1 protein-coding gene is annotated in these 297 nt (G+C 52.2%); it reads left to right on the forward strand.

Annotated features, from left to right (window positions below; genetic code table 11):
* Positions 1-14 precede the first annotated feature (14 nt).
* Positions 15-149, forward strand: coding sequence for a Mu-like prophage major head subunit gpT family protein (locus ACW5W8_RS24045; protein ID WP_498630926.1), 135 nt, complete (start codon positions 15-17; stop codon positions 147-149).
* Positions 150-297: the final 148 nt, after the last annotated feature.

Here is a 297-nt window from a genome sequence, read left to right on the forward strand (position 1 = left end):
GCCGCAAGCTCGGGGTGAAGGCCACCATGTTGGTGGTACACCCCTCCCTTGAGAAGCTGGCGACCCAGATGCTGGAGCGAGAGCTGTCGAATAGCAGCAGCAACGAGCTGAAAGGCAAGTTGGAGCTGGTGGTGGCTGACTACCTCTAACCCTGCGTTATGCCTGTTTGCTGTTTGTTTAAAAGACGGGGGTTAAACAGCTGATAAGCACTGTTTAACCCCCGGTTTAAACAGCCTCTCTATCAGATACGACGAGGAAAACATGAGATGGAACAAGAGATGGAACTGGCTATTCGAG

Source organism: Aeromonas aquatilis, from assembly GCF_054052405.1.